The organism is Providencia sp. SP181, assembly GCF_050446505.1.
GTDB classification, from domain to species: domain Bacteria; phylum Pseudomonadota; class Gammaproteobacteria; order Enterobacterales; family Enterobacteriaceae; genus Providencia; species Providencia vermicola.
In genome coordinates, this window is the sequence record NZ_JBBPXM010000009.1 from 1 (window position 1) to 19,191 (window position 19,191).

At 38.0% G+C, this 19,191-nt stretch carries 16 protein-coding genes; 7 read left to right on the forward strand and 9 right to left on the reverse strand.

The window, feature by feature from the left end:
• Positions 1–2,035, forward strand: a 2,035-nt coding sequence (locus AABS66_RS15320) for a hypothetical protein (protein WP_430225134.1), incomplete at its 5' end; no start/stop codon positions are given.
• Between the two features lie 203 nt (positions 2,036–2,238).
• Here AABS66_RS15320 and AABS66_RS15325 read toward each other — a convergent pair.
• The 3 genes from AABS66_RS15325 to AABS66_RS15335 all read right to left on the reverse strand — a co-directional run bounded on the left by AABS66_RS15325 (position 2,239) and on the right by AABS66_RS15335 (position 4,744).
• Complete coding sequence (locus tag AABS66_RS15325; protein ID WP_206082638.1) at positions 2,239–3,060, reverse strand: helix-turn-helix transcriptional regulator; 822 nt, start codon at positions 3,058–3,060, stop codon at positions 2,239–2,241.
• An 890-nt stretch (positions 3,061–3,950) separates the two neighbouring features.
• Complete coding sequence (locus AABS66_RS15330) at positions 3,951–4,319, reverse strand: nitrous oxide-stimulated promoter family protein (RefSeq protein WP_430225135.1); 369 nt, start codon at positions 4,317–4,319, stop codon at positions 3,951–3,953.
• A gap of 212 nt (positions 4,320–4,531) precedes the next feature.
• Positions 4,532–4,744 carry a DUF465 domain-containing protein gene (locus AABS66_RS15335; protein ID WP_206082636.1) on the reverse strand — a complete coding sequence of 71 codons (213 nt, stop codon included), beginning with the start codon at positions 4,742–4,744 and terminating at the stop codon, positions 4,532–4,534.
• Positions 4,745–5,011: 267 nt separating this feature from the next.
• On the opposite strand from AABS66_RS15335, the gene eco reads away from it, so the two are divergent.
• Complete coding sequence (eco, locus tag AABS66_RS15340) at positions 5,012–5,488, forward strand: serine protease inhibitor ecotin (protein WP_206082635.1); 477 nt, start codon at positions 5,012–5,014, stop codon at positions 5,486–5,488.
• Positions 5,489–5,551: 63 nt separating this feature from the next.
• On the opposite strand, the gene AABS66_RS15345 is transcribed toward eco, so the two are convergent.
• The gene (locus tag AABS66_RS15345; protein ID WP_430225136.1) at positions 5,552–5,989 is read right to left on the reverse strand and encodes a universal stress protein; all 438 of its coding nucleotides are present in this window, start codon (positions 5,987–5,989) and stop codon (positions 5,552–5,554) included.
• A 299-nt stretch (positions 5,990–6,288) separates the two neighbouring features.
• Here AABS66_RS15345 and AABS66_RS15350 point away from each other — a divergent pair, with 299 nt between their 5' ends.
• Both AABS66_RS15350 and AABS66_RS15355 read left to right on the forward strand, forming a co-directional pair.
• Complete coding sequence (locus AABS66_RS15350) at positions 6,289–7,218, forward strand: cation diffusion facilitator family transporter (protein ID WP_206082633.1); 930 nt, start codon at positions 6,289–6,291, stop codon at positions 7,216–7,218.
• 240 nt (positions 7,219–7,458) lie between these two features.
• A complete protein-coding gene (locus AABS66_RS15355; RefSeq protein ID WP_206082632.1) occupies positions 7,459–8,499 on the forward strand; it encodes a galactose-1-epimerase in 1,041 nt (346 codons plus the stop codon).
• An 80-nt stretch (positions 8,500–8,579) separates the two neighbouring features.
• Here the strand turns inward: AABS66_RS15355 and AABS66_RS15360 are convergent, their stop codons facing one another.
• The 3 genes from AABS66_RS15360 to prpB are packed head-to-tail and all read right to left on the reverse strand — an operon-like array spanning position 8,580 to position 12,152.
• Positions 8,580–10,034: a bifunctional 2-methylcitrate dehydratase/aconitate hydratase gene (locus AABS66_RS15360; protein WP_206082631.1), complete on the reverse strand. Its 1,455-nt coding sequence runs from the start codon at positions 10,032–10,034 to the stop codon at positions 8,580–8,582.
• 13 nt (positions 10,035–10,047) lie between these two features.
• The gene (gene prpC / locus AABS66_RS15365) at positions 10,048–11,211 is read right to left on the reverse strand and encodes a bifunctional 2-methylcitrate synthase/citrate synthase (protein ID WP_206082630.1); all 1,164 of its coding nucleotides are present in this window, start codon (positions 11,209–11,211) and stop codon (positions 10,048–10,050) included.
• A gap of 53 nt (positions 11,212–11,264) precedes the next feature.
• Entirely contained in the window at positions 11,265–12,152 is an 888-nt protein-coding gene (gene prpB / locus AABS66_RS15370; RefSeq protein WP_206082629.1) for a methylisocitrate lyase, read from the reverse strand.
• Positions 12,153–12,397: 245 nt separating this feature from the next.
• Between prpB and prpR the strand changes: the two genes are divergently transcribed.
• Both prpR and AABS66_RS15380 read left to right on the forward strand, forming a co-directional pair.
• Positions 12,398–13,990, forward strand: a complete 1,593-nt coding sequence (gene prpR, locus AABS66_RS15375) for a propionate catabolism operon regulatory protein PrpR (protein WP_353167139.1) — start codon at positions 12,398–12,400, stop codon at positions 13,988–13,990.
• A 584-nt stretch (positions 13,991–14,574) separates the two neighbouring features.
• Complete coding sequence (locus AABS66_RS15380) at positions 14,575–15,717, forward strand: MFS transporter (protein ID WP_206083018.1); 1,143 nt, start codon at positions 14,575–14,577, stop codon at positions 15,715–15,717.
• Positions 15,718–15,778: 61 nt separating this feature from the next.
• On the opposite strand, the gene AABS66_RS15385 is transcribed toward AABS66_RS15380, so the two are convergent.
• Both AABS66_RS15385 and AABS66_RS15390 read right to left on the reverse strand, forming a co-directional pair.
• Entirely contained in the window at positions 15,779–16,723 is a 945-nt protein-coding gene (locus tag AABS66_RS15385) for an ATP-grasp fold amidoligase family protein (protein ID WP_430225137.1), read from the reverse strand.
• A 403-nt stretch (positions 16,724–17,126) separates the two neighbouring features.
• On the reverse strand, positions 17,127–18,221 hold the full coding sequence (locus tag AABS66_RS15390; RefSeq protein ID WP_272681095.1) for a fatty acid desaturase family protein: 1,095 nt from the start codon (positions 18,219–18,221) through the stop codon (positions 17,127–17,129).
• Positions 18,222–18,765: 544 nt separating this feature from the next.
• Here AABS66_RS15390 and AABS66_RS15395 point away from each other — a divergent pair.
• On the forward strand, positions 18,766–19,092 hold the full coding sequence (locus AABS66_RS15395; protein ID WP_206082625.1) for a DUF1090 family protein: 327 nt from the start codon (positions 18,766–18,768) through the stop codon (positions 19,090–19,092).
• Positions 19,093–19,191: the final 99 nt, after the last annotated feature.

Sequence of the window (19,191 nt, forward strand, 5' to 3'; positions counted from 1 at the left end):
TACAACGGCTAAAGGGCAGTTGGACAAAGCTAATGCAGACTTGCTAAAACTGCAAAAAGACGTTGAAAAACAAACTGCATTAATGGAGCAAGCGAACGATAAACAAATCAAAGCATTAACGCTTGATCTTAATAAGCAAGTTGCGCGACTTCAAGAGAAAGAAGCCGATTTGAAAAAAGCCCAAGTAGAAAGCCAATCAACCCGTGATGCGCTCGCCAAACAGCAAGCTGCAGCCAAAGAGCTTGAGCAAAAAAACCAACAATTAGCCGCACAATTGAGTGAAAAAGCTCAGCAAGCAGATAAAATTCAAGCATTATTGTCTGCTCAAACAGTTAAAGCGGAAGGCAAAGTTAGCTTGGCAAGTGAGTTAGCATTGGCGCAAAAACAATTGGTTGAACACCAAAATGCACAGAATGCGTTAGCTAAACAAGTGGCTGATAGTGAAAAACAGCAGGCTGAGTTGCAAGCCAAATTAAGCCAAAATGAACAAAATTATGTTGCTGCGCAAGAGCAATTAAACAAAGCTAACTTAGAGCTTAAAACGTTAAAAGCGAATATAGAAACCAAAACTGCATTAATGAACCAAGCTACGGATCAGCAAATTAAAGCATTAACTGTCGATTTAAATAAACAAATTGCATTGTTAAAGCAAAAAGAAGATGGCTTGAAGAAAGCGGAGACAGATAGCCGTTTAGCGAAAGAGGCATTGACGAAGCAACAAGTAACATCGAAAGAATTAGAGCAAAAAAATCAGCAACTTTCGGCTCAATTGAAAGACAAAACACAGCAGGCAGATAAAATCCAAGCGTCACTCGTTGAGCAATCGGCTAAAGTTGCTCAAAAAATTACGCTAGAATCTGAGCTTACACTGGCTAAACAGCAATTAGAAGAGCATCAAGCAGCTCAAAATACGCTTTCTAAACAATATACAGAAAGCCAGAAACAGCTGCAGAAACTTCAGGCCACATTGACTGAAAATGAGCAAAATTATGCGTCGGCTCAGAAGCAGCTGGTTCAGGCTAATGATAACTTGCAAAAACTGCAAAAAGACGTTGAAAAACAAACGGCATTAATTGGTCAAGCAAGTGACCAGCAAGTAAAAGAATTAACGGCAGATTTGAATAAGCAGTTAGCGTTGTTGAAGCAAAAAGAAGATGCTTTGGGTAAACTTGATTCAGAGAAAAAAGCGATTCAAGATGCACTTATGGCACAAGAAAGTGAAAGAAAAAAACTCGAATTACAAAATTCACAATTTGCAAAACAAACAAAAGAACAAGAATCGCAAATTAGCAAGCTTGAAAATGAAATAGCGGCTAAGGCTAAAAAACAAGCAGAGGTTGAGTCACAACTGGCTGATGCAAATAAACAAATTAGTGCTTTGAAATTAGATACTCAAAAATTGGATTCTGCAACCAAAGCACAAAAAGAATTAGCTTCTGCGCAAGAGCAATTGAAAAAACTACAGGCTGAGTTAGAGAAGCAAAAATCATTCTCAAGTGATGAGGTACTTAAATCACAAATTATGGATTTAAATCGTCGTATAACTTTGTTGCAAGACGAAAATAATGCATTAAAAGCGAAAGGTAACACTGGCTCGAACGCAGGTCTAGCAGGACGCGTGCCACCAAGTAAAGATATCAAGGTCGTTGCCGCAGAAAATGCTAAGAAAAATCAGAAGATAATTCAAGATATTACGGCACAAAAATACAGTAAGCTGGATAATAATACATACTATAAAATTATTCAGCGTGGTACCCCGATTAACGATGTTAAAAAGAAAGACATCACATTTATTATGAGAGAGCAGTTAACGGATGGAACGGTTACTGTCATGTATACGGATAAAAACCCTGTGACGCTGCCTTATAATGAATTACCGACGCCATTAAATTCGTTTGTTGAACGTGCAGGGGAAGGCGGGATGGTGAAAGTTTATATTAAGCCAGAAGGTGGTTATGGGGTAGAGGGAGTTCCAGGTGAAATACCACCAAACTCTATGTCTATCATTGACTTGAAGATCATGAAAGTCAAATAACCAAAGAATTCGTTTAGGTTTTTGAAAGGGTGATTTGTCATTCAGGCAAATTGCCTTTTTTTATGGTGAGTAATTGGAGATGAAAAATAGTTAAAAGTGAAATAAAGGAAGGGACTTTGGGTTGCCTTTCTGCCAGATTATAGTTAAATCATAAATTTCTATAACTGACAGGGCATGTGTCTATGTTCGGTTTTATTGAGTAATTAAGCAGTTATTCTTGATTTACTCGGGGTGTAACCAAATCGCTTTCGATAACTCTGTGTGAAATAAGATTGGCTAGAGAAGCCTGCTTCCATTGAAATTTCAACAATGCTCATTGATGTATTTACCAATAATTGGTGTGCATACATAATTCGTTTTTCACTGATCCATGAACGGGGCGATGTTGCATAAACGGTATTAAATAGTTCCTTAAATGTTGTTAAACCCATTCCAAATGTACGAGCGAATTCACTTAACTTCCATTCCTTCAAATAATTATTTTCCATGAATAATTGCAATCGTTGGGCTTGACGGTTACTTAATTGCTTAAAGTTAGAAAGTAAAATAGCACCTTGCTCACTGTAGGATAATAACAGCAATAATTCGCTTATTCGTAATGATACGATAGCTTCAGGATAATCGTGGTCAATGATTGCATTTAAGCTATTTTTAATGTCTTTAATTAATGGAAATGAGGTAAACTTGATGACATCAGATGATGTATCTTCAAATCGCTCGATCTCACTCAGTTGTGAACCGTGTAGAGTAATAAACTCACGTAGAAAGTCATCGTTTAAACCTACCCAGAGTAACTGACAATCTGTTGTTAAATCAGCAGACTGAAATGAGTAAGAGCCTTGTTTATGGTATAAAATATCACCTTCATTTAAAGTTTGTACATTGGCAGGGGTTTCCAGTAATAGTGTTCCTTTTTCTACAATAATGACGCCTTTGGATGTTAAATCGATAATGGTATGTGCTACCTCGTTATCAATAGTCATTTTTTTTATAAGGGTCTGATTTAAATTGCTTTTAACTTGCATTATAGCCACCTAAGTAATCGTATTCATACTATTTAAATATCACTATCAAAATTAAATATCAAAAAAATAAATCACTTTAATATAAAAAATCGACATTACCTGTATGGTTGAAATTATATAAATCGATTATTTATGTGTCATTTTGTTATTTTAAATATAAATAAATGTTTCAAAATATAGTTTTTCCGAATTAATTGGCATTATAGATCGGATTTACAAATGCTATTAAGATTGTTGTTTTATAATATTTTACTGTTACAGGTAACATGCAGTTTATTATTCCGCTCTTGACATTCTGTCTGGTTGTAAATTTTTTGTTGTTTTTTACCCTTTAATCGTGTTTTTTTTCTATTTTTGTATAGGATCATCATTTTTCGTGTAGTAATCGGTTTTATTGCCATGACAATAATTGATTAAACACTCGTAAAAAATATAAGTTATAAATAATTTTTATGTATTTATTAATTATTTACTTGAGTTATTTATTTAATTTATCGTCATGATTGGCGTTTTTTATTAAACTGACATTTAATTGCATGATAGTGAGACATATGTCTCTATTTTCAATTGATAGGTAGTGTTAATTGTTTTAATAGGTAATATAAATATAGATTTTATTAATTAGTTATTTTGGGTTACTATTTTTTATAAGGGCATATTTCAGTCATAAATAGTCAGTGTTAAGGTGATGGATTCCAGTGTTTCTCATTTTTATGTTTACGCATAAAAGGTGTTTTATGGAAAAACATAAATATATCAGTTGGATATTGATAATTTCTTAATGGTGAGAGTATATTGAAAGAATAAGACTACCTTATGTCAATAAGCATAAAAAATGTAGCTTACGCTTATGTGGATTATGCTGTAATGTTTCTGCCCTTAAGTTAATTCTACTTATTTATGTCTTGGTTCTGCGCTGCGCGCTTATTAACTTTAGCTGGAAGTTTGGGCACTGGCTTACGGTCATCAAGTAGGTGTCGAATTGCGAGTATTGGATGGTGTAACAGCATTTTAGGGCCAGCCCAGCGCATCACTGCCTTCATTTGTTCTCGCATTTTCGGTTGGTAGCAATGAATAGGGCATTGTTTGCAGGCAGGCTTTGCTTCCCCATAACGACATTTCTCTAAGCGATTAACGGCATAAGTGAAAAGCTTTTGATAATAATCTGGTATGTCATTGGGGGTTGAGTGCGCTTTCTCATAGATGTTGATCATTTTTTCAATCGTTTGAATTTCCCGATTTATTCGTTTACCAACCATGATTGTCTCTGCTTAAAATAAAACATGCATTTAATATACATTTTAATAGTTTCAATAGAAAGCTTATGAGAGCTTAACGATGGATTCTTTGATAGAGTTCAATAAATTTGGGGATAATGAAAAAGAGGGCTAACCAGTGGGCCACCCTCTTTTACTGAAACCACTTGGATATTCAATAAAAAGATAAACTCATCGAGCCTATCTTTAATAGGTTACAGACTAGATTGCATTATTTTTTGCATTTCATCTTTAAGATGTAATTTTTCTTTTTTTAGTTTGGCTACGTGCTCGTTATAACCAGCGCCAGATGGGCCTTCGAGTTTACTGATTTCTTTATCGAGTCGATGATGCTTTTCATATAACGTTTGAAAACGGGGATGTGTGGATACTAATTTTGAAACTAAATCTTGATCTGCTGATAACATACTACCTCCTCAGAATGTATTAAGCCTCAAATTTAGTATAATCAGTGCGCATATTTTGTGCATTAAATTAGCGGGTAATTTACATAATTTTTATCATTTTTATGATCCTTATACTAAAATTAAGTACTATTACGTCTATCTACTGTGAAAAACCTATATTTTTGTAATTAAGAATCATCTATAGTGATAATTACAGTGTAATTGACTTACTATGTAGTGGAACTTAGAGTTTTTAATTGATTTTCTCTTTTGAAATAGGAATAAATGATGAAAAAAGCGATTTTATCTGTAATGGCAGCGGCACTTGTCTCATCTTGTGCAGTAGCAACGGAGGACTTGGAAAAGATCGCACCATATCCAAAAGCAGAATCAGGTATGACTCGTCATGTGATTCAACTTGCAAACCAGCAAAATGAAAATAACTTTATGGTTGAGCTGGTCATTGGTAAAACAATTAAAGCAGATTGTAACCATCAGTGGTTTATGGGGGATCTTGATAAGAAAACCTTAGAGGGTTGGGGTTACGACTACTATAAATTGGATGAAATTAAAGGGCCTGCATCAACAATGATGGCCTGTACTAAGCCAGCTGAAGATCGTTTTATCACAACTCAATTAGGTGATGATGCGTTTGTTCGTTATAACAGCAAGCTCCCTATTGTTGTTTATGCGCCTGCAGATATGGATGTTAAATATCGTATTTGGTCAACAGACGATAAGCTAATTGATTCCACCAAAAAATAAATAAAAAATGCCGCTAATTGAAGGTGACCCCCATTAATTTGCGGCATTTTTTTATCTATTATTTTAGCGGATCACAAAGACCGATGTTTTTGCATGACGAACAATAGCTGACGCTGTTGAACCTAATAAATAAGTTGAGGTACTTGGATGGTGTGAGCCCACCATGATTAAATCCGCATCAATCTCTTGTGCGTAATCTAAGATTTCATCTTTCGCTGAGCCAATGCTGACTTTGCAATTAATCTGAGCATCTGGCACTTTTATGTCTTTAATTATTTCTTCCAGTGCACGCATCGCTAAAACAGAGCGTTCCGCAGAGTTTTTTTGACTCTCGGGCAATGCGGCGATTTCAATACCAAAAAATAATTCAACACTCGGAATGACGGATAAAAAATGAATTTCAGGTGCCCCCAATATGGCTAAGGCTTCAACGTGTTTTATGATGTCCTGATTCAGCTCATCTTCTAGTAAATCAATAGGAACTAGAATTTTTTTATACATAGCCACCTCATTCATATGTTATTTGAAATCGATTATAGCAATTCACTATTTATATACTATAAGTTAAATAAGATAGAAGAAATGCTATTAAGTGCGCATTTATCGCTATTTTAAATAATGAACGCATTTGTAATCAAAAATAAAGAATAACCATTTTCATCCAAGCTAACTGGTTACAAATTATCATGAGACATTTAACATTTAATGTGCGAGTATTGGCAGAGTATTTATTTAACTTATTGATTTAAAAAGTTTATTTAAATGATAATTATTTTGTTTTTCATTAAAGAAATGATGGTATGAATAAAAATGAAGCGGTAGGGCAGCCAAGCAAGGAATTTGTCGTTCAGCAGGCTAAATTTAAGGCGGCGAAAAAAAGCACATTGATTAGTGTGTTGGTCAATACGCTGCTATCTATTTGGCAGATCATTATTGGTATTTTTTCTCACTCGTCAGGTTTAATCGCTGATGGGATCCACACATTATCCGATTTAATCGCGGATTTTGTTGTTCTGATCGCCAATAAAAAGAGCCACAAAAAACCAGATGAAGACCACCCTTATGGACATTTTCGTTATGAAAATGGGGCATCATTGATTTTGGGGATTATTTTATTGATTGTTGGAGTGGGAATGGTGTGGTCTGCCATTGAAAAGCTACTTAATCCTGATTTGATCCCTGAAGTTCATATGATTGCATTAGTGGCAGCGTTGGTTGCATTAGTCGCAAAAGAGGGATTATTCCGTTATATGTTGTATGTAGCAAAGAAAGTGAATTCCAGCATGTTAGTTGCAAATGCATGGCACGCACGTTCTGATGCGGCATCTTCTTTGGTTGTGGCTATTGGTATTGTGGGGAATTTATGTGGACTGCGTATTTTTGATCCACTTGCTGCAATGATTGTGGGGACATTTGTTTTCAGAATGGGTTTTAAATTTACCAATCAATCTATGCAAGATTTAATGGATAAAGGCGCTGATGAGGAGACACTACAAGAAATCCGCGATGTACTAGATAGCATCGACGAATTATCGGGTTATCATGATTTAAAAACCCGCAAATCAGGGGATTTTTTATTAGTTGATGTGCATTTAGAGCTTGATGGAAATATGAGTATTACACAAGGGCATGATATTGCTGTTAATACACGTAAAAAACTCATGGAAAACCCACAAATTTTAGATGTGATGACTCACTTAGACCCTTACGACAAACACATCAAGCATTAATAAAATGGTTACCAATATGTTTTCAAAATAACCGAATTTTGTGTCTTATTCGGTTATTTTTTTGTCACATTAAAACAATATCAGCCAATAAGTTATTGCACTCAATAGGCAACCAGTGGAAAATCAACTTGTTGTTGCAGGATGGAACAATTTTTTTGTTCACGCGGAAGGGGCGGTTGAGCAAATGTTAATATTTTACCCCTTCAGCTGAATAGATTACTGTCGAATATTGAGGGAAAAATGCGGTTTACTCAAGAACAGCGTCACGCTATCCGATCGCCAAAAGTTATTGCACTGACTAATCAAAATGGAATGAAAGTTTTACTCACAAGTTTAGGCGCCAGCTGGGTTAGCTGTATATTGCCTTTACCAAGTGGGAAGCGAGATGTGGTTTTAGGGTCACCCAACATGGCGAAGCAGATGGAGCAGGGTGTTTATCTCGGTGCGACCATCGGGCGAGTTGCAAACCGCATTTGTGGCTCACGATTTACGTTAAATGGCCATCAATATACCGTTTCCAATAATCAAGATATCCACTGTTTACATGGTGGAAAAAGCAATTTTAGCTATCGAATTTGGGGGATCATTCAGCCTAGTCCATCCAAAGCGGTTTTTTCTTTAGTTTCGCCTGCGGGGGATCAAGGCTTTCCAGGGACATTATTGGTTGAGGTTAGCTATGAACTAACTGAAGATAATCAAGTGGTTATTGATTATAAATACCAATCAACAGAAGATTGTCCAGTGAACCTGACGAATCACACCTATTTTAACCTTGCGGGGGAAGATTCAGCTCGAACCGTATTTGAGCATGACTTGCAGATAGCGGCTGATACATTTTTACCGACAACCGCGGAAGGGCTGCCAACAGGGGAGTGGCGGGATGTCACAGATACGAACTTTGATTTTCGAGCGAGCAAACGCATTGGCCGAGATTTTTTACAAGATGATGTACAAGCGGCGGTTGGTGGGTATGACCATACGTTCATCTTTAATAGCGGTATGGCGGATGGGCTGCAAACGGTGGCAACATTAGGTGCGCCTGATGGTGATGTACAGATGAAAATTAGCACAACAATGCCTGCGATGCAGCTTTATAGTGGTAATCAGTTGTTTGCTATTGCAGGAAAAAGCCAAATTTATACCGCATATTCAGGGGTGGCTTTAGAAACACAGTTTCCACCTGATGCGGTCAATCACCCTGAATGGGGGGATCTATATACGGGTATTGCTGAATCACAGCGGATTTATTCCAGTCAAACCCGCTATCAATTTATTTTTTAATTTATTGATGCTAAAAAATAGCAACGCCGCAATATCGCAATATATAGCGGCGTTTTGTCATTATTAAAGGCGGAACGAGCTTAAATCACAAATAAATCCATATATTCATTTACGGACATTTTTTCTAACATGGGTTTATCGAGTGATGCTTGAAGAATACGCAGCTGCTGCGCTTCAGGAAACTGCCTTGCCAAGTTAATTCTAAATTTCTTCAATAACAACGGCATCCCTTCTTTACGGCGGCGTTTATGGCCTACAGGGTATTCAATCACCACTTCATCCAACACGTGACCATCATTTAGGGTAATGGTTAATCCATTAGAAATTGAACGTTTATCTGGGTCATGGTAGTCGGCGGTAAATTGCGTGTCTTCATGGCAATGTATTTTGGCACGAAGCGCATCAATACGGCTATCTTGCGCAATGTTATCTTCATAGTCAGCGGCGGTGAGTCGACCAAAAATTAGTGGCACAGCCACCATGTATTGTATGCAATGGTCACGGTCAGCAGGGTTATTGAGTGGGCCTTTCTTATCAATAATGCGAATACAGGCTTCATGGGTGCGAATTGTAATTGATGCAATATCATCGGCACTTTTACCCATTGCGGCTAATGTTCTATGTAATTGTAATGCAGCTTCGACGGCGGTTTGAGAGTGAAACTCAGCGGGGAAAGCGATTTTAAACAATACGTTTTCCATAACATAGGAACCATAAGGGCGTTGGAAGCGAAGCGGCTGCCCCTTAAATAAAACGTCATAAAACCCCCATGTTTTGGCAGTCAATGCCGTTGGGTAGCCCATTTCGCCTTTTTGCGCCATCAATGCGAGCCTAACTGCACGGGAGGTTGCATCTCCTGCTGCCCATGATTTTCTTGAACCTGTATTCGGCGCATGGCGGTAAGTACGTAAGCTGTGGCCATCAATCCACGCTAGGGAAATAGCATTGAGGATCTGTTCGCGGTTTAAACCTAACATTTGTGAGACAACAGCTGTTGAGGCGACTTTGACTAAAATAACATGGTCGAGCCCGACTTTGTTAAAGGCATTTTCAAGGGCGATGCACCCTTGAATTTCGTGTGCTTTAATCATAGCCGTTAATACATCTTTAATGATTAACGGTTTTTTGCCTTTAGCTAGATTTTCCCTCGATAACCAATCGGCGGTAGCAAGGATGCCACCTAAGTTATCTGAAGGGTGGCCCCATTCAGCGGCGAGCCAAGTATCATTAAAATCAAGCCAGCGGCACATTGTGCCAATATTAAAAGCACCTTGAACAGGGTCTAATTGAAATTGGGTGCCAGGAATTTTAGTACCATTGGGAACAATTGTTCCTGGTACTATTGGGCCTAACAGTTTTTTACAGGCCGGGTATTCTAACGATTCCATGCCGCAGCCTAGCGTATCGAGCAGGCAATGATAGGCGGTATCGTAAGCTAGTTCAGAAACAATTGGGTAATCCATTACATAATCAACAATGTCACTGATAACTTTATCAAATTCAATTTTTTGAGAACTCACGGTTTGTGTTGTCATTATTTTACCTTTATTAACGCTGTTCTATTGGAGTGAATAATTGATTTTCTGGCCCAATATAATTGGCCGATGGACGAATAATTTTATTGTCTTGTCTTTGTTCGAGAATATGGGCAGACCAACCTGCAGTCCGCGCCATGACAAATAGCGGGGTAAACATGGCGGTTGGTACCCCCATTAAGTGATAGGCCACTGCAGAGAACCAATCCAAATTTGGAAACATGCCTTTTTCACGTTTCATTACCGTTTCGATACGGTCAGCAACGCTGTATAAATGGCGATTCAAATTTTGTTCTGAAAGCTGCAATGCCACGGATTTAATGATGGGATGGCGTGGGTCAGCAAGGGTGTACACTGGGTGGCCAAAGCCAATAATGACTTCTTTATTATGAATACGAGCCGTGATATCTCGTTCGGCTTCATCCATTGAGGCATAGCGCTGCTGGATTTCTAATGAAACCTCATTTGCGCCGCCATGTTTTGGCCCTCGTAAGGCGGCTATTGCGCCTGTTATTGCTGAATAAAAATCGGTACCTGTGCCTGCAATGACGCGAGCGGCAAATGTTGAGGCATTAAACTCATGTTCTGCATATAAAATTGCGGCAATATGCATGAATTTTTCCCATTGAGCTGGCGGTTTTTTGCCATGCAACAAATGCAAAAAATGGGCACCTATTGAGTCGTCATCGGTTTGCGTTTCGATACGACGACCATGGTGACTAAAGTGATACCAGTACAGTAACATTGAGCCTAATGAGGCTAACAATCGGTCAGCAATGTCTCTGGCACCTGAAAATGGGTGTGAATCTTTTTCGGGGAGTACACAGCCCATCATCGAAACCCCTGTTCGTAAGACATCCATAGGGTGTGCATTTGCGGGAACAGATTCTAAAGTTTGTTTCACACTTGCAGGTAGCCCGCGATAGGTTTGTAGTTTTGCTTTATAGGCGATGAGCTCAGTTTGTGTGGGGAGCTTATCGTGTATCAGTAAGTGTGCAACCTCTTCGAATTCGCATTGAGTGGCTAAGTCATGAATATCAAAACCACGATAGTGCAGATCATTCCCGTTACGTCCTACGGTACAAAGTGCAGTATTTCCCGCTGGAACACCTGAAAGTGCCACCGATTTTTTGGGCTTAAATTGTGGTGATACGGTGTTACTAAGTTGTTCATTCATCGTAATTTCCTTGTAAGGGATAGAGGAGACTCAACTTGGTGCCGCCTGTGTGTCTATGGTTTTTTTTGCGAAAATAGGGCATCCAGTTTTTGTTCGTAATCGTAGTAATGAATGCTTTGGTAAAGTTCATCACGTGTTTGCATCAAAGGAATAACGTTTTTCTGTGTGCCTTCATGGCGTATTGCAGTGTAGACCTGTTCTGCGGCTTTATTCATCGCACGAAAAGCTGACAGTGGATAGAGTGCGATAGCGATACCGACACTACGAAGCTCATCTAACGTAAACAATGGGGTTTGGCCAAATTCTGTAAGATTAGCAAGAACAGGTGCGGGGGTGTTTTGGGTAAATTGTTGGTACATAGACAGTTCAGTAATAGCCTCAGGGAATAACATGTCTGCACCTGCATCGAGATAGGCTTGAGCTCGTTCAAGTGCAGCATCTAGGCCTTCGACGGCGAGTGCATCTGTGCGAGCCATAATCACAAAACTATCATCAGTACGGGCATCTACCGCGGCTTTGATTCTATCTACCATTTCTTGTGTTGAGACAATCTCTTTATTAGGTCGGTGACCACAGCGTTTCGCACCGACTTGGTCTTCAAGGTGTAATCCCGCCGCACCTGCTTTGCAAAATGACTTGACGGTGCGAGCGACATTAAAAGCTGAAGGGCCAAAGCCAATATCGGCATCAACCATCAGGGGTAAATCACAGACATCAGTAATGCGACGAATATCAATTAACACATCCTCTAGAGTGGAGATCCCTAAGTCAGGCATACCTAATGATCCTGCCGCGACGCCACCACCAGATAAATAAATCGCTTTATAGCCTGCTTGTTGGGCAAGAAGGGCATGATTGGCATTAATCGTCCCAACTAACTGAAGGGGGGATTCTTGAGCGACAGCATCGCGGAATTTTTGTCCAGCAGGAATAGATGTCATAGAAGCCTCTTAATTGTTAATAAATTGTTTTTATTTAAGGTCACTATAATCATATAGCAATTGGCATGCCAACTAGCCTAAAGGTGGGTTATTTGAAATAAATCTTTATAAATTAATTGGTTGGGTGTTTTTTGGGTTTGTGATAAAGAAAACAAATTTCTAATCTGTGATTAGCATGTTTCATTGAAACGCGCTATTGTTAATTGAAACATTTTTTGAAACATAACTGTGAGGGAGTGAAATAGATGGAAAAACCGATTATTTGGACAGTGTCTGTTTCACGGCTATATACACTTTTTCGCGATATAAGCCCCGAATTTAGTGAACAAGCAGACATTACACCGTTAAATCTGGGATTTGAACAGGCGGCGGAAGAGGTACGAGAGAGGCTAAAGCAAGGGCATTGTGATGCTATCATTAGTGCTGGCTCAAACGGTGCTTACCTCAAAAGTCATGTTTCTGTGCCTGTTATCATCGTTAATATCAACGGATTTGACGTAATGCAAGCACTTGCGAAGGGGCGAGAAATCAGTGATAAGATCGGTATTATTAATTATAAAAATACCATTCCATCATTAACCGATTTTCAGCAACGTTTTGCATTGCAAATTGAACAACGTAGCTATGTTACCGCCGAAGATGCACGAGAACAACTTAAAGCTTTGAAATCGATGGGGATTTCAGTGGTTGTCGGCGCTGGGTTGATTATGGACTTAGCGGATGAAATGGGAATGACAGGCATTTTTGTCTATTCAACTCAAACCATACGGCAGGCATTTTCCGATGCTATTGAGTTAAGCCGAATGTCTCACCGTAATCGCCATTCATCAGATAAATATCTACCAGTTACCCCGCCAAAAGTCCGCCATACAATCAATGATTTAATTGGTTCATCATTGTCAATGGAACGGGTAAGACAGACGATTATGTTATATGCACGCTCAGAGGCTACTGTACTGATCCAAGGCGAAAGTGGAACAGGGAAAGAAATGGTGGCACAAGCGATTCACCATGAATTTACATTATTTAATCAGCACAAACGCAGTAAGCAGCAAATGCCTTTTGTCGCGGTTAATTGTGGCGCGATCCCTGAAACATTATTAGAAGCTGAATTATTTGGTTATGAAGAGGGGGCATTTACAGGGTCACGGCGTGGGGGAAGAGCAGGGTTGTTTGAACTAGCTCATGGTGGCACGTTATTTTTAGATGAAATTGGCGAAATGCCATTAGCGTTGCAAACGCGACTTTTGCGGGTGCTGGAAGAGCGCTCTGTGGTACGGATTGGTGGTTATAAACCTTTGCAAGTCAATGTGCGTGTGATTTGTGCGACCCATTGCCATTTAGATGATTGGGTGAAAAATGGGCATTTTCGTGCTGACCTATTCTACCGTTTAGGGGTACTTCGGATGCAAGTACCTGCGCTTAATGAGCGAGGTGAAGACATTCTTTTTCTCGCACAGAGGCTTTTAAAATTGGCTTTTGCTGGTTTGGTTTTACCGCTCCCTGCGTTTCGGGTACAGCAGCTTTTAAGCTGTCGTCATTTTTTTCTAAATTATGCATGGCCAGGAAATGTGCGTGAGCTGCGAAACTTAATGGAGCGGGTTGCGCTTTATTGTAGTGCATACCCTGAAAAGGCCATTACTGAAGAGATGCTGATCAGTTTATCTCCCGAACGCCAGTGGATAGTAAATGACAATGATGTTGTTATTGATAGAGGTAAGGAATCACTTACTGACATAATGGCAAGGTTTAATGGTGATCGTAAAGCGGTAGCTCAGTACCTAGGGATTAGCAGAACAACACTTTGGCGCCGCCTTTGTGCATTAGAAAAATGCTAGTTGGTAAACTATGCGGAAAGAAATTATTAAATCGTATGTCCTATTAAGTATTTTTGACTAAAAACGAAATGAATTAAATAGGGCATTATAGAAGTATAAATTAAGTTACTTTCATTTCTCTTGCCAGCAAAAAAGGTATTTTGCATTGGGCGTGATAGCAAGATTAAATAATAAATAAATTATTTTACCATTGAGTACTTTTATGGCCTTTTCCATTTGGCTTAAGTTGTGTCAATCTGTAACAAAAAAAGAAAAGTGATTGTTTTTTTATCGGTATGAATTTAAAGGGTTTTGTTTGTTTTAATGGTCGATATTGATTTAAATTCTCTTTCGGAAAAAACGTGATTTTTCTCACATAAATTATTTTACTAGTCACCATTAGATTTTCTCATTTTAACTTACCGATTTAACGTTCTATATTGCGCTCAAATCAGTCTTATTTTTATATTTTACTCCTGCACTAATCGCCGAAATGTGTTCCTTTTTTGAGATCACAGCCTTGTCGTATTCTACGATGTAGTTGCAGCGCATATTATTTATTTTTATTTGTTGGAGAGTGGGGCGTGAATCAGTCCACTACTATCATGCGCAAACGCGATAATGCATTCGTTCCTGTTGCAGGGTTAACGATTTTTGCTATTGCATCGGGTTATTTAATGAGCTTAATCCCATTATCAATGGGGAGCTTCGGAATTGATACGCAGTACGCAGGTTGGTTAGCAAGTGCCTACTACATTGGCTTATTAATTGGTTCAATGCTAATTGAGCCCGTGATTGCCAAAATTGGTCATCGCCTCGCTTTTATTGGTTTTTTATTAATGCTAGCCGCAACGGTTGTGGTTTTGCCGTGGGCACCTTCGATTGAAGCTTGGCTTCCAAACCGTTTAATTGCAGGTATCGCGGTTGCGGGTATCTTTGTGGTGGTTGAATCCTGGCTGCTGATTGGTGACAGCCCGAAAGAGCGAGCTAAGCGATTAAGCTTTTATATGACGTCATTATATGGCGGGACAACGTTAGGGCAACTCGCGATTGGCGTTATCGGAACCCAAGGTGCTTATCCTTTTATGGTTGTATTGGGTTTATTGTTATTAGCTGTAATGCCCCCATTATTCGTTCGCCAAGGGCAGCCAGATAGCGGGTCACACCAAAAATTATCGCTGAAAAAAATTGCACGATTAAGTAAACCTGCAATTATTGGGTGTATGGTTTCGGGTATCACCATGGGTACGATTTATGGGTTGATGCCACTATCACTGAAGAAAGAACAATTCACGACTGACCAAGTTGGGGTTTTGATGGCTTCAATTATTTTGGGTGGTATGTTGATCCAGCCTGTTGTCAGTAAGTTGTCAATTTTGATGAGCAAAACCTTGTTATTAGCGATGGTTTCCTTATTAGGGGTATTCGCGATGGGGGTTATTTATATTTCTAGCGACTACTTAGTGATGATTGTTGCATTAGCGTTGTTAGGAATGTCTTCATTTGCGTTATACCCAGTTGCGATTACTTTAGCGTGTGATAACTTGGATTCATCCTATATTGTTGCTGCAACACAAGTGATGTTATTTAGTTATAGCATTGGTTCAGCAATGGGCCCAATCGCGGCGGGCGCATTATTAAGTCAGCATAATGGGTTAGTGGATTTCTTCTTTATTGTGTTGCTCGTGACGGCAATTTATATGTTAATAGCCAGCTTGCGTCGTAAAGCGAGTGTGCTGGCGAATTAACTGTTTAAGTTAATATGGTTTATAAAGGCTCTGTGAATTCACAGGGCCTTTTTTCTATTCGTTACTTTTTCTTATTCACGGAGATAGTTGATAAGGCACCTTCGAGAGGCACATAGCCCGCAGATTGGGTAATGCGTTGTTCCCAATGCTCCCCTAATTTAAAGTCCCACGACAATGGTGATATTTCTGTTCTACCTGCATTAGGGGCAAACGTGAGTTCACTAAAATACAAGGTGTTTTCATCAGACATCAAAAAGTCTGCACGGCAATAATCGAATGGTGTGACGAGAATTTCAGCCAAGCGTAGCATTTCTTTAAAGAGAGGTGGCTCAGATACTGGCTCTAACATATTTGGGTAGCCAAAAGTGACGGGTTGCAATTGCCAGTTAATATCATAGATATTGATAAACTCTTCACCTGACTCATCAGTATAATCGATTTCTGCATAGACAGGCTTACCTGAAAAACAATGTATACGGCAAGTTTCAGGAACGAGTTTTCTATTTTTATTGGCGAATAAGTCAATATATTTTTCACAAATAATTTGTGGTGAAATATTTTTATAATGACGTTCGCGAGTAATGTAATAAAGATTTTTGAATAAATGAAATGACAATTTATCTTTGGCATGTTGCCAATCAAATTTTTCTTTGTTTCGGCAAATTACACTGCTGCCGCTATCATGATTACATTTAAGAACAAATTGTTCAGGAAGTGTATCGATATTAATTTCATTTACATGACGATAGGTGGCTAAGATAGGAACTAAATACTCATCGCCAATGGTTCGACTGATGTAGCTCCTGACGGCTAGTTTATCAGCAAGCTGTGTATACAGTGGGTTTTTATCACGCAGCATTCTAAAATTCACCTTTTCATTGAAGCTTTTAGGTGTTTTAAAATCAGGGCGATAATTTAGTTTTTTTGCAAATTTATTAGTAAGATAAAGCTTATCACTAATAATAAATGTGCGTAGTTTTTTTATAATGTACTCTGCTTTTTTCATGCGAGTGTCAACCATTCTATAAAATGTAGTGTGTAAATTAGAAATATTATTTTTTATGAAGTATATTTTGGATAACTTAAATGAAGTATCAATGAATGCAATAGTGAATTTAATAATTCCTTAATAAATGAAAATTAAACAAGTGATAAATGAATGTTAAAATAATTAATATTATGGTTTTTTGATTGAATTTATATCAATAATTAAATCAATTGTTTTAATTATTCACCAAAAATAATATGGGTATAGGTTATTTAGTAGGATACCATATGGTTGGTTAATGAACCTTAAGCATTTATTTTAAGGTCTAATAAATGCTTAAATAATTAGTTTGTTGAGTAACTGTTTAAATAGAAAAATGACCTCACTGTATTAATAGAATATGCATACAGTGAGACGAAATTTAGTGTGGTTTTTCACCCATTTTTTTTAAGAAGCGAATTTGTGCTGCGACCAATTCATTATAACGAATGCAGCGGTAAGGCATGTTGTGTTGCGTCGCTAACTCACCCAAAATCTTTGCCAAGGCAGGGTAGTGGCGATGGTGCCAATTGGGGAAAAGGTGATGGGTGAGATGATAATTAAGTCCGCCAGTTAAACGCCATAGACAATGTGGTGTTGGTATCCAATCACAGGCAGTAACAAAATTATGATGGTACCAACCATGCTTAATTTGTTTGTCTTCTGGTGCAGTAAAAAATTCAGTTTCAGCCCAATGCGTCCCCAAAAGCAAATAAATGACAAAAATAGATGCAATCATTTGGCTTAAAATATAAGTGACAAAAATAGCGGTTAAACTTATTCCATGTTCATGGGCAAAAAGTAAAGGGAAGCCTAGCATCAGTAGTAAATGACCAATTTTGCTAGTAATAAAAAGTGCCCAACCTTTTTTTCCCGCTAAAACCTTTTTATCTTTCAGGCGTGTTTTCCCTGTTCTATCCGACCAGTCAAAAACCAGTGCTATCCATGTTAAAGAAAAAGACGCAATAAATGGCCAGTAGATGTGTTGATACTTCATGAAAGGTCGCCATTTTTGAAAAGGCGTTTGGCGAAAGATGCCATTTTCTTCTGTGTCTAAGTCATAATCTTCAATATTGGCAAAATGGTGGTGGTAGTGAACATGGCGGGTTCGCCAAAATTCAGGCTCTAACCCTAAAGGTAAGGTGACTAAACGTCCAAATACCCGGTTTTTCCAACTATTTTTAAATAACGTATTATGGCAAGCATCGTGTTGCCCAATGACATTGAGGAACATGATGAGCAGAACAAAAATAAAATAGGATAAACTGTAAGTTAATACGGATGAGGTAAACAGCGTAGGTAGGTAGCATAATATTGCGATACTGAATAAGATGATGACTACTGCAATATCGGTTTTACTCGCATATACGTGATCGTGTTTGCTTTGTAGATAATCTTGGCTGGCTTGTTTTAAGGCTGTATGAAAATGTTGTTCGTCAGCGCTGGCAAATGTGAGCTCGAATTTAGTTGAGTGCATGGTTACTCTCTTTAGTATTACCTTTGGCTAGAGTATATCTTTGCCCATAAAGAGACTGCAAAAAATATATGAAAATAAGGGGGGATTTAAACTTATTCCTATAGGTTTAAGTAAATACAAATTAAATGAATTTTTTTATTTTTAGATAAAAATAATTTTGTGCTATTTGTGCTTAATAAATATTTTAAAAAATTAAGCTAAAAGACAGGGTTTAATTGAATAAATTGAAGTATCTGTTTGAAAAGCAGCCTAGCGCTTATGACCGTTCGAAGTAAGAAGTGTCTACATCCGTGTAGAGAAAAGTCCATGAGAGTAAGGTAACAAGGAAAATTATGTCTGTCTGTAATAAATTATCATAAAAAGTGATCAGACCTGTTTGACGTCTTAACTATAAATATATGTTATCATTTATCCTGCTTTATAATGTGACTATTTTAGATTTAATTGTTATCTTAAGCTAAATTAGGAGCTTGCTTATATTAATAAAATATAAAAGTGATGAAATAGGTAAAATTTAATTTATTTTTTATATTTGGAGAATTAAATGAAAAAGATAATGCTAATTATTTTATCAACACTATTTATTCCATTATCTTCCCAAGCGGGTTCTAATTACTCTGGTTGTGATAATAAAATTTACCAACTTGAAAAACAGCTAAAATACGCAAAAGCACATGGGAACCGTCATCGAGTCGCTGGGTTACAACGTGCTATTTCTAATGTACAAAACCGTTGTTATGATCATTACTCTGGGGCTACAGGGCCAACAAAACTGAACAGTAAATATTATTCAGATGAAAGTCGTCAGTTAGAACGCGAAATTGATGCATTACGTGATGAAATTAAACGGTTAGAATCGTTAAAAAGCTAGTGTTTTAATTCAAGCTAAGTAGAGAACCGAATAGGCGGTTTTCTACTGTATCTCGACCTTTCTCTTATGTGCAATCTCCTTTCTTATTCAACATAACAG

What these genes read in the sequence shown, in the direction of transcription:
- prpR (WP_353167139.1), top strand. Translation starts at nt 12,398, where the DNA reads ATGGAAAAACCGATTATTTGGACAGTGTCTGTTTCACGGCTATATACA.
- prpB (WP_206082629.1), bottom strand. Translation starts at nt 12,152, where the DNA reads ATGACATCTATTCCTGCTGGACAAAAATTCCGCGATGCTGTCGCTCAA.
- AABS66_RS15325 (WP_206082638.1), bottom strand. Translation starts at nt 3,060, where the DNA reads ATGCAAGTTAAAAGCAATTTAAATCAGACCCTTATAAAAAAAATGACT.
- AABS66_RS15390 (WP_272681095.1), bottom strand. Translation starts at nt 18,221, where the DNA reads ATGCACTCAACTAAATTCGAGCTCACATTTGCCAGCGCTGACGAACAA.
- AABS66_RS15395 (WP_206082625.1), top strand. Translation starts at nt 18,766, where the DNA reads ATGAAAAAGATAATGCTAATTATTTTATCAACACTATTTATTCCATTA.
- eco (WP_206082635.1), top strand. Translation starts at nt 5,012, where the DNA reads ATGAAAAAAGCGATTTTATCTGTAATGGCAGCGGCACTTGTCTCATCT.
- AABS66_RS15385 (WP_430225137.1), bottom strand. Translation starts at nt 16,723, where the DNA reads ATGAAAAAAGCAGAGTACATTATAAAAAAACTACGCACATTTATTATT.
- AABS66_RS15330 (WP_430225135.1), bottom strand. Translation starts at nt 4,319, where the DNA reads ATGGTTGGTAAACGAATAAATCGGGAAATTCAAACGATTGAAAAAATG.
- AABS66_RS15380 (WP_206083018.1), top strand. Translation starts at nt 14,575, where the DNA reads ATGCGCAAACGCGATAATGCATTCGTTCCTGTTGCAGGGTTAACGATT.
- AABS66_RS15350 (WP_206082633.1), top strand. Translation starts at nt 6,289, where the DNA reads ATGAATAAAAATGAAGCGGTAGGGCAGCCAAGCAAGGAATTTGTCGTT.
- prpC (WP_206082630.1), bottom strand. Translation starts at nt 11,211, where the DNA reads ATGAATGAACAACTTAGTAACACCGTATCACCACAATTTAAGCCCAAA.
- AABS66_RS15360 (WP_206082631.1), bottom strand. Translation starts at nt 10,034, where the DNA reads ATGACAACACAAACCGTGAGTTCTCAAAAAATTGAATTTGATAAAGTT.
- AABS66_RS15335 (WP_206082636.1), bottom strand. Translation starts at nt 4,744, where the DNA reads ATGTTATCAGCAGATCAAGATTTAGTTTCAAAATTAGTATCCACACAT.
- AABS66_RS15355 (WP_206082632.1), top strand. Translation starts at nt 7,459, where the DNA reads ATGCGGTTTACTCAAGAACAGCGTCACGCTATCCGATCGCCAAAAGTT.
- AABS66_RS15345 (WP_430225136.1), bottom strand. Translation starts at nt 5,989, where the DNA reads ATGTATAAAAAAATTCTAGTTCCTATTGATTTACTAGAAGATGAGCTG.